The organism is Sediminibacillus sp. JSM 1682029 (assembly GCF_041366435.1).
GTDB classification, from domain to species: domain Bacteria; phylum Bacillota; class Bacilli; order Bacillales; family Amphibacillaceae; genus Sediminibacillus; species Sediminibacillus terrae.
In genome coordinates, this window is record NZ_JBEWYY010000007.1 from 54,344 (window position 1) to 66,592 (window position 12,249).

General features: G+C 43.8%; 14 protein-coding genes. 6 read left to right on the forward strand and 8 right to left on the reverse strand.

Translation table 11 applies throughout. The features are described from left to right. Positions 1 to 47 precede the first annotated feature (47 nt). Entirely contained in the window at positions 48 to 311 is a 264-nt protein-coding gene (locus ABVF09_RS12795; protein ID WP_026569596.1) for a phosphocarrier protein HPr, read from the reverse strand. Positions 312 to 553: 242 nt separating this feature from the next. Here ABVF09_RS12795 and deoD point away from each other — a divergent pair, with 242 nt between their 5' ends. From deoD to ABVF09_RS12810, 3 genes are all read left to right on the forward strand, one after another. Then, entirely contained in the window at positions 554 to 1,261 is a 708-nt protein-coding gene (gene deoD / locus ABVF09_RS12800) for a purine-nucleoside phosphorylase (protein WP_026569595.1), read from the forward strand. A gap of 122 nt (positions 1,262 to 1,383) precedes the next feature. Then, entirely contained in the window at positions 1,384 to 1,986 is a 603-nt protein-coding gene (locus tag ABVF09_RS12805) for a biotin transporter BioY (RefSeq protein WP_371069362.1), read from the forward strand. 374 nt (positions 1,987 to 2,360) lie between these two features. Next, positions 2,361 to 2,834: a divergent PAP2 family protein gene (locus ABVF09_RS12810; protein WP_026569593.1), complete on the forward strand. Its 474-nt coding sequence runs from the start codon at positions 2,361 to 2,363 to the stop codon at positions 2,832 to 2,834. 178 nt (positions 2,835 to 3,012) lie between these two features. Here the strand turns inward: ABVF09_RS12810 and ABVF09_RS12815 are convergent, their stop codons facing one another. From ABVF09_RS12815 to ABVF09_RS12825, 3 genes are all read right to left on the reverse strand, one after another. After that, positions 3,013 to 3,708 (reverse strand): 3D domain-containing protein, encoded by a 696-nt coding sequence (locus ABVF09_RS12815; protein ID WP_026569592.1) that lies wholly within the window; start codon positions 3,706 to 3,708, stop codon positions 3,013 to 3,015. A 75-nt stretch (positions 3,709 to 3,783) separates the two neighbouring features. Beyond that, on the reverse strand, positions 3,784 to 4,095 hold the full coding sequence (locus tag ABVF09_RS12820; protein ID WP_026569591.1) for a YuiB family protein: 312 nt from the start codon (positions 4,093 to 4,095) through the stop codon (positions 3,784 to 3,786). 287 nt (positions 4,096 to 4,382) lie between these two features. Next, a complete protein-coding gene (locus ABVF09_RS12825) occupies positions 4,383 to 5,603 on the reverse strand; it encodes an NAD(P)/FAD-dependent oxidoreductase (RefSeq protein ID WP_153465273.1) in 1,221 nt (406 codons plus the stop codon). 362 nt (positions 5,604 to 5,965) lie between these two features. Here ABVF09_RS12825 and ABVF09_RS12830 point away from each other — a divergent pair, with 362 nt between their 5' ends. Together ABVF09_RS12830 and ABVF09_RS12835 are read left to right on the forward strand one after the other, a co-directional pair. Further along, positions 5,966 to 6,952 carry an NAD(P)/FAD-dependent oxidoreductase gene (locus tag ABVF09_RS12830; RefSeq protein ID WP_026569589.1) on the forward strand — a complete coding sequence of 329 codons (987 nt, stop codon included), beginning with the start codon at positions 5,966 to 5,968 and terminating at the stop codon, positions 6,950 to 6,952. A 948-nt stretch (positions 6,953 to 7,900) separates the two neighbouring features. Next, positions 7,901 to 8,728: an MBL fold metallo-hydrolase gene (locus ABVF09_RS12835; RefSeq protein ID WP_153465275.1), complete on the forward strand. Its 828-nt coding sequence runs from the start codon at positions 7,901 to 7,903 to the stop codon at positions 8,726 to 8,728. Positions 8,729 to 9,486: 758 nt separating this feature from the next. On the opposite strand, the gene ABVF09_RS12840 is transcribed toward ABVF09_RS12835, so the two are convergent. From ABVF09_RS12840 to ABVF09_RS12855, 4 genes are all read right to left on the reverse strand, one after another. Continuing rightward, complete coding sequence (locus tag ABVF09_RS12840) at positions 9,487 to 9,849, reverse strand: HesB/IscA family protein (RefSeq protein WP_153465277.1); 363 nt, start codon at positions 9,847 to 9,849, stop codon at positions 9,487 to 9,489. Between the two features lie 102 nt (positions 9,850 to 9,951). Beyond that, on the reverse strand, positions 9,952 to 10,806 hold the full coding sequence (gene dapF / locus ABVF09_RS12845) for a diaminopimelate epimerase (protein ID WP_026569586.1): 855 nt from the start codon (positions 10,804 to 10,806) through the stop codon (positions 9,952 to 9,954). A gap of 62 nt (positions 10,807 to 10,868) precedes the next feature. Continuing rightward, positions 10,869 to 11,105 carry a YuzB family protein gene (locus ABVF09_RS12850; RefSeq protein WP_026569585.1) on the reverse strand — a complete coding sequence of 79 codons (237 nt, stop codon included), beginning with the start codon at positions 11,103 to 11,105 and terminating at the stop codon, positions 10,869 to 10,871. 168 nt (positions 11,106 to 11,273) lie between these two features. Beyond that, complete coding sequence (locus ABVF09_RS12855) at positions 11,274 to 11,594, reverse strand: YuzD family protein (RefSeq protein ID WP_237648714.1); 321 nt, start codon at positions 11,592 to 11,594, stop codon at positions 11,274 to 11,276. 404 nt (positions 11,595 to 11,998) lie between these two features. On the opposite strand from ABVF09_RS12855, the gene ABVF09_RS12860 reads away from it, so the two are divergent. Then, positions 11,999 to 12,220: a NifU family protein gene (locus ABVF09_RS12860; protein ID WP_026569583.1), complete on the forward strand. Its 222-nt coding sequence runs from the start codon at positions 11,999 to 12,001 to the stop codon at positions 12,218 to 12,220. The last annotated feature ends 29 nt before the right edge of the window (positions 12,221 to 12,249 follow it).

A 12,249-nucleotide genomic window follows, 5' to 3' on the forward strand; every position in this document is an offset into this window, starting at 1 on the left:
AGCTAGAGAGAGTCTCTAGCTTTTTTTCTTCCTTGCTATAAGTGAAATTATTCACCAAGATGTTCTGTAATAACTTCTGCCACGCCTTGGAGTGCTTGTTCTTCGTCGCTTCCGTCGGCTGTAACAGTGATTTCAGCACCTTTTGGCACACCAAGTGACATAACGCCCATGATCGATTTAAGGTTAACTGTTTTGCCGTTGTAATGCATTTCGATTTCTGATTCATACTGACCTGCTTTATTCACAAGAAGAGTAGCCGGTCGTGCGTGAACTCCTGTGTCGTCTGTAATAGTGAATTTTCTTTCTTGCATTGTTATCCATCCTTTCAGTCTTCCCATTTATATATCACTTTTCCATAAGCTATGTGTTTCAAACCCATATGTGAAAAGTTGAACTCCAATTTATTATATACGAAAACCTTTGATTTAGAAACAAAAATCTCCTGTTTTTCGATACCGAAATAACTAAAGGGAATTCTCGTCCGTTATTTGTATTTAAATTTTGATTATGATAACTTAAGTTTGTACATAGCTAACAAACAGGAGGTATTGCCATGAGCGTACATATTGGAGCGCAACCAGGAGATATAGCCGATAAGATTCTCCTTCCCGGAGACCCATTGCGTGCTAAATATATTGCAGAAAACTTTTTGGAAGATGTCCACTGCTATAATGAAGTAAGAGGAATGTATGGTTTCACCGGTACATACAAAGGCGAGAAGTTGTCTGTACAAGGAACCGGCATGGGCGTCCCTTCTATCTCTATTTACGTCAATGAATTAATTCAAAGTTATGATGTGAAAAAGTTGATCCGTGTCGGGACTTGCGGGGCTATTCAAGAGGATGTCAAAGTCCGCGACGTCATCCTGGCTTCCACTTCCACGACTGACTCGCAAATCAACAGGATGGTGTTCGGCGGTATAGATTTCGCGCCATCAGCAGATTTTGAACTGCTGAAAAATGCATATGAGACTGGAAACGAAAAGGGACTTCACCTTCGTGTCGGGAACGTCTTCACCAGCGATAGCTTTTATCGGGATAATGGATTGGAGCTGTTTAAACAATTAGCTCAATATAACGTACTGGGTGTGGAAATGGAAACAACCGCCCTTTATACGTTGGCAGCTAAATTCGGACGGCAGGCACTGTCTGTATTGACTGTTTCCGATCACATTCTTACTGGCGAGGAAACAAGTGCGGAAGAAAGACAGACCACCTTCAATGAGATGATCGAAGTTGCTCTGGAAACTGCAATCAAGTAAGGAAACACGCCGGCTTCTTCAAAGGTGCCGGCCTTTGTTTGATCAATACGTTAACCGATTAATTCGATGGGTTGACAATAAAGACAGATGGTTCTATTCTTAATAAAAAGGAGGGGCTTGAAATGAAAAAATTTACTGCTGCAGACTTATCAATGGGAGCTGTTTTTGTTGGATTGATGGCCATTGGCGCCAATATCGCAGTCTGGTTCCCCTTTTTGGCGGTTCCAATCGGAGGGGTTTCTGTTCCACTTTCGCTACAAACGTTTTTTGCCATCCTTGCGGGTTTGCTGCTCGGCAAAAAGTTAGGTGTATTTACGATGTTTACATATATCATGATTGGTTTTGCAGGTGTGCCTGTTTTCGCCAACATGAAATCGGGACTTTTTGTCCTGTTTGATTACACTGGAGGATTTTTGCTCTCTTTTTTAGCTGTCGCCTTTATTACCGGGTGGATTGCAGATAAGATGGAGCCCCCTAAGTTGCTTCCATTAGCCGGGGCAGCTTTCGCCGGGGTGCTCGCTAATTACTTGATTGGCGTCAATTATATGTATGTGGCAATGAACACGTGGCTCGGCCTCCACATTTCTTATCAAGCTGCCTGGCTCGGCATGGTGCCTTTTTTGATAAAAGATGTCGGCCTGACAATGGTCGCGGCTGCCTTAATGCTGAAAATAGCCAACAGCTTGCAGCACCGTTCCGCTCCCTTTTCCTCCACTCCCCGATAAGATAGAAAACTGGCAACAGCAGCTGAAAAGCAATCTTTTATTCATATATCCGCTGCCAACCAGTTGAAGCGCAGCCCGGAGGTGGGAAACAATAGAGGTATAAAGCCACAGTTGCCATCTCCCTTTTTGCTTTAATAAGGACTGCCGGAAACTCCATAGGTTATTGCCCAACCGGGGCTGGCCCGCAAGACAAGATTTGCTTGCAGGGTCAGCCCTTTCTCTGTTACGGTTTGCTTTTCAGTTATGATATAATCGAACTTAATTCAAACGCCTGCCGTATGCATCTGCACTTTTGCAAAACGAACGTTATGTGGACAGGATGTTGGGGAAAACTATAAGACGAGATATTGGCCAGGAAAGGATGTAATGGTTTTATGGATTTATTGTTCAATTTTCCCTTGTTGGCTGCTTTGGCAGGTATCGTGATAGCCCAAGCAGTAAAGGTTCCGATTCATATGGTAGCTGAACGGGAATTCAAGCCTGGCTTGGCTTTCAGTACAGGCGGCATGCCAAGCAGCCACTCCGCTGCAGTTGCAGCGGTATCAACCGGTATCGGGATGCAGGAGGGATTTGATTCCGGAATCTTTGCCGTTTCCTGTGTCTTCAGCATTATCATCATGTTTGATGCTTCCGGTGTCCGTCGCCAAACCGGTGAACAGGCCATCCTGCTGAATACACTTGTAAAAGACTTCGGTTCCTTCATGGAAGAAGCGAAGGGCTGGGGGAAAAAGGGAGATTATCAGAAGCGGGAGGAACTGAAAGAACTGCTCGGTCACCAGCCGATAGAGGTGTTTTTCGGAGCTTTATGCGGTATTATCATCGCGTTGGTACTTTACCAGTTTACGTAAAAAATAAAGGGGGAATCCTCTCCTCTCCGGGCACTTTGCTTGCTGAAAAACTCGCTTAATCGGCGGGTTTTTTGTTTGGTTATCTATGAAAACAAAAAGAAGGCTGACCCAAGGAAAACAATAGCACTTCCGGTTTAACTCCGTGCTGCTTTCTTCCTTTGCCAGCCTTCTATTCGTTTCAACTCTTTTTTATTTGCTCGCGAAATACTTGCAGCGCCTCCGTTTCATTCAACGCCGTCAATTCTTTCTCTGTAAGCGAACCATCGCCTTTTTCCACAACAAATACTTCTACTTCTTTTTTGCCCCATTTGGCAAAGACATCTTCGACTGTTGGATAGTACAAATCAATTTTGTTCCCTTGGATAGCCGATCCCTTATCTGCAACCACTCCATAGCCATAGCCTGGAATATAAAGGATGGTTCCGATCGGATAAACAGTCAAATCAGCAGCAATCGTAGAGTATAAATCTCTCGTGACCTTGACTCCGGAATAAGTGATTCCGTATTGCGGATGGTCAGGGGATTTTCCAGTTGACTCCACGCCTGCCGTATATCCTGTGGCCATCACGGTGGCACTGGGATATTGATCGAAATCGATTGCTTCCTCCAGGGTTTCTGGACCCTTTACCTGTTGACTGGATATATAAGTCGTTTCTGTTTTTAGATGGTTTAATGATTTCTTCGACAAACTGACTTTTCTTTCAGACTGCAGGCCATATGATTTTTGATCTGCAGGGGCGCCGTTCATTTTTTCACTGATGCCGTTTTTCAAATCCATTGCCGATACATTTGTCAGTGCCCCAAACGTAGCATAGAATGCTCCAAGAAACAAAAGGATCATCATGCTTCTTCTTAGAAATTTTGATTTTCTCATGGATAACACCTCTCTGGATGTCATCCTTTCCATAAATGAGAAAAATTATACAAAACATCATGAATCAAACGTAAATCAGAACATCTGGTAGCCGTTTTTTCGCAACATCCTGATTACAATGCCGGATACAATCGTGCCGATAAATCCGCTGACTAATATGACAATGTCAACGATTGTAAGTCCGACCAACCTGTCTCCCAAATCCTGAAATGCACTGCCGGTATTGGTAAAATACTCTTTGAAGGGAATGTCATCTACAATCAACAAAACGATGATCGGATATATAAATGCCATCAGCCACGATTGGCGGAGCAACATATTCAATATAAATGCAATCCCGAAAAATAAGACAAAAAATAGTAAAATAGATACGACTAGCTGTATCAACCGCTTTTCCCCCTTGAGCGCAATCGCCCATTAATTCATCCACAACCAATTTTATAGCGAAAGAAACAATTGCGCAACCGCCGTTTGCAGACCGCCTTTTCTTCCCTGGCTTTATTAGTTGTACCCTGTCTGAAGCATCCCATCGTAAGACGGGTGTTTTATCGCGGTAATGCACTACCATCCATTAAATAGATTGACGAAGGGCCGCGATAGAGAACAGCCTACACAAAAAAGGGCCGTCCGAACGGTTGTATTGAACCGTGGGACAGCCCTTTTAACATGACACATTAGCCAAAGAAGTTGAATTTCCCTTTTTTCAACAGGAGACCGACGCCTCCAAGCTTCAATAAATAACGGTTATCGATGACTTTTTTCATGACCGAAGCCGACCAGCCGAATAATTTTTTATCGCCGAATACGACACCGATCGCATCGTCATGACCCAGGGAAGCAACTGTTCCGCGATCGTTATACGCGAAACTTTCCAATTGAGTCCCGCCGCCCGCAAGTATCGCCAGGTTATGAGCAGCTACTTCAGCTTCCTGAATGGCAATTTGAGCTGTTGGCGGGTAAGGACGTCCTGTTTCTTCGTTCATGATCAATGCGCAGTCACCCACTACAAATACATCAGGATGAGAAGGTGCACGAAGGTCTTTCTGGACCTCTACTTTGCCCCGGTTCACTTCCAGGCCGGACTCTTCCACCAGGGAATTCGCTCTCACACCAGCAGCCCATACGGTAGTATTTGTCGGTATTTCTTCCCGTTTTTCATCTTTTTCGATAATGATGCTATTTGGCGTACATTCCTTCAACATAGCACCAACTTTAAATTCTACTCCCTTCGCTTCCAACGCATTCATTGCGTATTCCACCAATGCTGGATCGAATCCCGGCAGAACAGTAGGTGCGGCCTCTACATTGATGATCCGGACCTGGCTGCGATCGATATCATATTCTTTGCAAAGCTCCGGAATGCGGTTGGCAAGTTCTCCTACAAACTCGATTCCCGTAAAACCGCCTCCGCCGACAACAATGTTCAAACGCTCTTGTTTCTTCTCGGCTTCATTATTGTATTTAGCGAAATTGTATTCAATGTGTTCCCTGATCAGACGGGCTGAATTGATATTGTTGATGGTAAAAGCATTTTCAAGCAATCCTGGGATTCCGAAAGTCGCTGCTTCAAAGCCTAGGGCAACTACCAGATAATCGTAGTCGAGCTGGCCGTTTTCCAACTTAACTTGTTTTTCGTCCGGATCGATGCTGACGACCGTATCTTGAACAAAGTTGATTTTACTAAAATCAACGACATCTTTGATCGGCAGGCGAGTACGGTCCTGATGAAGCGTTCCGGCGGCATTTTCATGTAGCCATGTAGTCTGGTAGTGGTAGTCATGTTTGTTGACAAGTGTGATGTGCGCATCGTTGACCCCAAGTTTTTTTTGCAGTTTCACAGTTGTCATGATCCCGCCGTATCCGGCTCCAAGGATGACAATGTTTGGCTTGTTCATTCTGATCACTTCCATTTAATATTTATTTGGCTTACTTTTATTTTCCGAAAGTTTACGATTATTATTACGTGATGTTTTTCACGTAATCCTCCATAAAAAGACAATCAGAAAAACGGCTGTAATCTCCGCAATCCCGCACACTTAGTAAAAAAGAACTAGTTGACCGGGGTTGTATGTAATTGTCACAATATCGTAATATATTTAACACAATGATAATCTTAGCCCTTTTTCATACAACTTTCAAGCCAATTTTTCTTTTTTAGAAAATTGAAATTATAACGGGAGAGTCATTCATTGTTAGCGGAACTCCTTTTTATGTTAGAATAGTGGTTGTGTATCCAAGGTAATAGGAGGAATCAATCATGACCAACGAGGTATATGATGTGACAATAATCGGCGCTGGTCCTGTCGGTTTGTTCACTGCCTTTTATGGCGGTATGCGGCAAGCCAGCGTAAAAATATTGGAAAGTTTACCACATATCGGAGGACAGTTGTCTGCTCTTTATCCAGAGAAATATATATATGATGTGGCTGGATTTCCTAAAGTCCGCGCACAGGAGCTAGTAGACAACCTGAAAGAACAGGCTGACATGTTCGACCCTGCCATAGTCCTGGGGCAGTCCGTTGAAGCGATTGAACGGTTGGAAGATGGTTCTTTCAAAATGACTACCAATACAAATGATGTGCACTATACCAAGACCATCATCATAACAGCGGGTAATGGTGCGTTCCAGCCGCGTCGTTTGACAATTGAGGGTATCGAAGCATTTGAAGGGATCAATCTTAACTACTACGTAGAAGATATGAATAAGTATGCTGGAGAGCGCGTCCTATTGTGCGGCGGCGGTGACTCTGCAGTTGACTGGGCCTTGATGCTGGAGCCGATTGCCAAGGAAGTGACATTGGTACATCGGAGAGATAATTTCCGCGCCCATGAACATAGTGTAGAAAAATTGATGAATTCCAGTGTGAATATCATGACTCCGTTTGTTCCGGAAGAAATGATCGGAGAAAATAAAATAGAGCAAGTGAAACTGAAAGAAGTAAAAGGTGACAGAGAAGAATTGATCGATGTAGACTCGGTTTTAGTCAACTATGGCTTCATTTCCTCCCTAGGCCCAATCAAGAAATGGGATTTGGAAATAGAAAAGAACAGTATAGTGGTGAATTCGAAAATGGAAACAAATATTCCTGGCATTTATGCAGCCGGTGATATTTGTACCTACCCTGGCAAGGTCAACTTGATTGCTTCCGGATTCGGCGAAGGACCGACAGCAGTCAATAACGCGAAAAACTATATCGATCCCAACGCTCGTGTACAGCCAAAGCATTCCACAAGCATGTTTTAATTGCTCACTATATTTTATAACTTGCAGAAAACCTAAACGTTTTTCTGCAAGTTTTTTTATTTTCTGCCATAGCGTAAAAAATATAAACTGCGCAGTAACTGTAATGGGAACTTCCATTGCTTATCCAAAAAGCGTATTATCCACCGCTTCGGTAGCATACTTCGCTTTCCGCGGGCACGGCTTCAGCTAACTTGGTAAAGAAAACCGCTTTACCAAGTGGATCTTCAGCTCGCGCTTTTCCCGCTGGAGTCTGCGTATGCTACCTGCGCTAAGGAGCATGCTGCTTGTCGTAAGTATAGAGAATTTTCTTTAAGCCCAACAAGCCATCTTAAAAACGGTTGTCAGAAAACATGTACTTCTTTTCATAAAAAGAAAGTTGGAATTCTGTATTTGCTCCTTCTCTTGAACTTTCTGCCTTGTTTTCCCAGCTATCTCCTTTGATGATACGGTGCATGAAGTATTATGAAAAAAATGCGAGTACACGCGTTTCTAAACAGAACGCTGTTCCTAGCGAAGAAAATACCTGGAGACTCCTCGAAAATACAAAACAATTTTCTTCGTGCGATGCATCGCTGCCGCAGCCTTCCTTGTCCTGCGGGAGGAAAGGCCTCGGTGAGATCCCGCAGAGCGTCAGCTCGAGGAAGCTCACCAGCCGCCCGCGGAAAGCGCAGGGTATTTTCGCAGCGTCGAACTCCCACTCAACGAGTGGAAGAAGTTGGGAAGACAAATTCAAACCATGTCGCAGTTTCTATCAAAAGGGTAAAATATAGCTAACAACAAATTTCAAGACGGTTAATTAAAGCAAACTTCCCTCCCCTTAACCAGCTTTTTGTTTAGAGACAGGATGGCGTTGGTATACAACTATAAGTAAGTCTTCCACTGGCTGCTGATAGGATGGCTGCTTGCGGGGATAATACGAATGGAATATGCCAATGGAGGTGCTTGTACATGGAAAATGAATTTGAAGATAGACTCATTCCGGCCACTTCGGTTGCCAGCGGGGTTGGTAAAGAGCTTCTGACCGACCTTTATTGCTTCCCGATTCAAGTCGTCAATATGTATTTTTATGGACATCCTGGCGATAGATGGACAATCATCGATGCCGGAATGCCACGTTCAGCCGATAAAATCATAGATGCGGCAGAAAATCGATTTGGAAAGGATGCCAAACCGGAAGCCATTATCCTCACTCATGGACATTTTGACCATGTCGGAGCGATTGTCGAGCTGCTCGAAAAATGGCCGGTACCTGTGTATGCCCATAAGGATGAGTTGCCATACTTGACTGGCAAAGAATCTTATCCAGAACCCGATGCTTCCGTCGACGGCGGATTGGTCGCCAAAATGTCGCCGATGTTTCCAAACCATAGTATCGACATTTCCGAGTATGTCAAACCGCTTCCCGATGACCACTCGGTTCCTGGCATGCAGGGATGGGAATGGATTCATACACCAGGGCATACCAAAGGACATGTTTCCCTGTTCCGTGAAGAGGATCGTTCTTTAATTGCCGGTGATGCCTTTGTCACAGTCAAACAAGAATCGTTGTATAACGTAATGACACAAAAACAAGAAATCAGCGGTCCTCCTAGATATTTAACAACGGACTGGGATGCCGCAAAGCAATCCGTCTTCAAACTCAACGAGCTGGGACCTCTCCTGGCTGCGACAGGCCACGGGATTCCAATGACAGGAGATTTTCTCGCCCAGGAACTGCAAAAACTCGTCGACAATTTTGACACCATCGCAGTCCCGGAACAAGGTCGTTACATGTAGTATAATTTAACGATAAACAAAGTGGCCGGGACAAACACATGGACACCAAAGCAAAAACCGAGCGAATTCGAAGTGTCAATCAAATTCGTTCGGTTTTTCCTCGTATGTTCAAAAAACTTCTTTTTTCCTGTTGTTTGATCGGTGCTTCGCAGCGCTACGGCAAGATTCTACGCGTTCCACGGGCACGGCTTCAACTTCCTCCGAAAGCACCAACCGCTTTCTTGCGGGATTTTCAGCTCATGCTGTTCCCGTTGGGGTCTCCGTATCTTGCCTCTGCTACGTTTTCGTGGTCTTGATTTCTACATACCAAGAAAAATAAACAAAACCGTATTCTTCTATTGACTTTAGGTTTCTAAATAGAGACGAAGACGAAAAATCAGCAGGGGAAGATTCGTTATTCTTCAGAAATTGGAAGAGCAGATCAACAGCATAGGAAGGAAAATACTCCTCGCTTCCATGCGGTTTAGCTTTCTATTCGAAGCAGCAATAGACAAGACGGAAATCACGCCAGAAGAGAAACCATCTTCATTCAACGGAGGCAAGGTGCGTAGACTCCTGCGGGAGGAGCGCGAGCTGAAGATCCACTTGGCAAAGTGCTTTTCTTTGCCAAGTTAGCTGAAGCCGTATCCTCGGAAAGCGAAATACCTTGCCGGAGTGGAGTGCTATTCATAAGACAAAAACCGAACGAATTCATCGTTCGGTTTTTACATTGGTCGCTATGCTTTTGTCCCAAGCTCTTGTTTTTTTGTGATTTTTGATCAGCAATCCGGATCTGGCGTACCGGCATTTGTCGCTGTTTTGAAAGATGAACCACAGCCACAAGAAACGATGGCGTTTGGGTTATCGATGGTGAATCCGCCGCCCATCATGTTTTGTTTAAAATCAATTGTCGTCCCTTCGATAATCGGGATGTCTTGTTGGCTGATAATCAAAGGAATGCCATTGCTTTCCTCGACTTTATCCAGCTCCGAATTAACTTCTTCATCGAACCCCATGGAGTAAGATAAACCACTGCAGCCGCCGCCTTTCACGCCAAAACGGAGGCGAACGTCGGAAGATTCCTCTTCTTTCATCATTTCTTTGATCTGCAGACTTGCATTGTCCGTAATATTGATGGTCATACAAAGCCCTCCTAAATTTCCGTCTTCCCTCTTGCTTTATGATAAAGACTTATAGTCAATTCGTCTTCTTTAGTATACTAAGGAAGCGGGAATACATCAACATTAACGCTTCCAATAAAAGGTTCCTGTTGTCGTTGTTTCTGCTTTGCCCCGCATCCAGACGCGGCCATCTCCAGCCCATTTGATAAACAAATCTCCCCCGCTTAGATGGACACAAACTTCCGTATCCTTCTGGGCATACCCATTCAGAATACTAGCCACGGCAGCTGCACAGGCACCTGTTCCACAAGCCTGGGTGACCCCCGATCCTCTTTCCCATACCCGAAAATGCATTTCGGTTTCGGAAATCATCTCGATGAATTCCACGTTGACTCCTTCGGGAAACCGATCGTCGTTCGTAATCAACGGGCCGAGATCATACAGCGGGGCATCATTGATGTCTTCCACAAAAAAAACTGCATGAGGATTCCCCATAGAAACGGCCGTTAATTCTAAAAGATGATGATTCACTTCGAATACTTCCGAAATCACTGTGTCGTCATTTCCAAGCATTGGAATTGCCTGTCTATTTAAAATCGGCTTGCCCATATCAACCGTCACTTCCTCGACGGTATCTCCATCAAGAAAGACCTCAGCTGTTACATTACCGGCACGGGTCTCAATAACAAACTGCGTTTTATTTACCAGGTTATTCTCAAATGCGTATTTCGCGACACAGCGAAGGCCATTTCCGCAGTTTTTACCTTCCGATCCATCTTTATTGAAAATACGCATGCCCACGTCTGCTGCAGCGGTTGGATGAATCAAAATCAACCCATCTGAACCTATTCCGGTATTTACATCGGATACTTTCCGAGCCAAATCGACTAATATTGATTCTTCCACAGAAAAAGAAAATAAATTCAAAAATATATAACTATTGCCCAATCCGTGCATCTTTGTATAAGGTATTTCCACCTTGATCACCTAGCCTCACGAAGTAACTGTTATGCCATCACCAGCAAGCAGGATGGCTCTATTTATAGCATGGGATTTTCCTCAAGATACTGATAAACATTGTCCACTAATTCTTCTGGACTACCAGCAGTTACCGGTTCCCCATTTACAATCGCAACCAAAAACTGAGAACAAAGCCCGCAAAAGCTTGTACAACCATATTCTATGACATCTAAGTCAGGGTCTTTATCAAGCTCTTCCTTTGCTTTCTGCGAACCGCTCACTATATTGTTAATACAAAATTCGATAGTTGGATTCAACAAATATTTCTACCTTCTTCCCTGACCAAACCCATGGTCTGTTATGTGGAGTCCTGCCTTTTGCATGCCAAGCAATGTGCACAAAAAGGTCCATCCTCATTGAATACTAATCGTACCACAGGGCGGCCTGTCCAAACAATTGTCTTTCGATAAGTCTATTTTTCATCTTCACTGTATTCCGTGTGCCTCCAGAGCCTGAAAAACTTTTTTCAAACGTGGATTTCCTTCGTCCACCACTTTGCCGTTTATCAACACAACAGGGTAAAAAAATTCTTCATTTCGCACCCGCCTGGAAAACGCCTCCTGTTCTTCCTTGTCAGAAGGCTGGAAAATGTCTATATATTCGTATTCAATGGAAGCGTCCTGATATTTCCGTGCAATGGCTGCTTGCAACCATTCATAGGTTTCTCTTGAACCTGGTGCGTTAACACAACTGGCGCAAATCTGATTCGCTCCATACACGGTTAACTTAACAGATTGATCACTCAATCGCTGCCCCTCCCTTGCGGCTATATTGCCTTTATATAAGCGTTTTTCCAAGAAATCACTGTTATCCATCAATAATAACTGTTATTGATGGAAAGCTTTCATTTTCGGCTGGCTATACCCGGTGATGAAAGCCTTGAGGCTCCCCGCACTTTCCTGAAAACGCGGTTACTCCCCTGCCCCCTGCTAAGAAGACAATTGCATAAAGAAAAGCCACTTTCAAAAACAACAGCAATATCCTTTCCTTGCCATTATACATAAATTTAAAAGTTTATTTTACAAATTCAACTTTAAATAATAAAATAATGATAAACACACCTAATTGAGAATCAAAATCATTAATGATAGATTTTTTGCTTAAAACCATCTATAATAAGAAATGTAATCAGGAAAGGAGAAGATGGATGATGCAAGAACAAGTACAAGAAGTGTTGAACAAACTGCGTCCATTTTTATTGCGTGATGGCGGGGATGTTGAGTTGGTTGATGTAGATGAAGGCATTGTACGTCTTCGCCTAATGGGAGCGTGCGGCAATTGTCCAAGTTCGACAATTACGCTTAAGGCTGGAATCGAACGGGCTCTCATGGCCGAAGTACCAGGTGTAACGGAAATCGAACAAGTATTTTAAAAACTTCTACAAAATGAGAATACAAAATA

What these genes read in the sequence shown, in the direction of transcription:
- ABVF09_RS12860 (WP_026569583.1), top strand. Translation starts at nt 11,999, where the DNA reads ATGCAAGAACAAGTACAAGAAGTGTTGAACAAACTGCGTCCATTTTTA.
- ABVF09_RS12835 (WP_153465275.1), top strand. Translation starts at nt 7,901, where the DNA reads ATGGAAAATGAATTTGAAGATAGACTCATTCCGGCCACTTCGGTTGCC.
- ABVF09_RS12805 (WP_371069362.1), top strand. Translation starts at nt 1,384, where the DNA reads ATGAAAAAATTTACTGCTGCAGACTTATCAATGGGAGCTGTTTTTGTT.
- ABVF09_RS12825 (WP_153465273.1), bottom strand. Translation starts at nt 5,603, where the DNA reads ATGAACAAGCCAAACATTGTCATCCTTGGAGCCGGATACGGCGGGATC.
- ABVF09_RS12795 (WP_026569596.1), bottom strand. Translation starts at nt 311, where the DNA reads ATGCAAGAAAGAAAATTCACTATTACAGACGACACAGGAGTTCACGCA.
- ABVF09_RS12830 (WP_026569589.1), top strand. Translation starts at nt 5,966, where the DNA reads ATGACCAACGAGGTATATGATGTGACAATAATCGGCGCTGGTCCTGTC.
- ABVF09_RS12810 (WP_026569593.1), top strand. Translation starts at nt 2,361, where the DNA reads ATGGATTTATTGTTCAATTTTCCCTTGTTGGCTGCTTTGGCAGGTATC.
- deoD (WP_026569595.1), top strand. Translation starts at nt 554, where the DNA reads ATGAGCGTACATATTGGAGCGCAACCAGGAGATATAGCCGATAAGATT.
- ABVF09_RS12840 (WP_153465277.1), bottom strand. Translation starts at nt 9,849, where the DNA reads ATGACCATCAATATTACGGACAATGCAAGTCTGCAGATCAAAGAAATG.
- ABVF09_RS12815 (WP_026569592.1), bottom strand. Translation starts at nt 3,708, where the DNA reads ATGAGAAAATCAAAATTTCTAAGAAGAAGCATGATGATCCTTTTGTTT.